This is a genomic window from Providencia rustigianii DSM 4541 (assembly GCF_000156395.1).
GTDB classification, from domain to species: domain Bacteria; phylum Pseudomonadota; class Gammaproteobacteria; order Enterobacterales; family Enterobacteriaceae; genus Providencia; species Providencia rustigianii.
Genome location: NZ_GG703843.1, coordinates 1 through 236, shown reverse-complemented (window position 1 = coordinate 236; position 236 = coordinate 1). Strand labels below are relative to the sequence as shown.

The following is a 236-nucleotide window of genomic DNA, read 5'->3' as shown; positions in this document are numbered from 1 at the left end:
TGATTTCATCGGGTGTTGCAGGCGCGATGGGAACCATGGCTTTAGATTTTTTCTGGTTAAAGTATACAGGGGTAAAGAGTGACAAAATTAAGTGAGCATTTCAATAGTGCAGAGTTTGCCTGTAAAGATGGGTGTGGCGCATCAGACGTTGATGTTGAGTTAGTTGGTGTGCTTGAAGATGTGAGAGCGCATTTTAACAAGCCGGTTTATGTTGTCAGTGGTCGCCGTTGTGCGAA

The 236-nt window shown here is 44.5% G+C and carries 1 protein-coding gene; it reads left to right on the top strand.

Annotated features, from left to right (window positions below; all coding sequences use genetic code 11):
- Positions 1-78: 78 nt before the first annotated feature.
- On the top strand, positions 79-236 hold a 158-nt coding region (locus PROVRUST_RS20655), incomplete at its 3' end, for a D-Ala-D-Ala carboxypeptidase family metallohydrolase (RefSeq protein ID WP_006816527.1).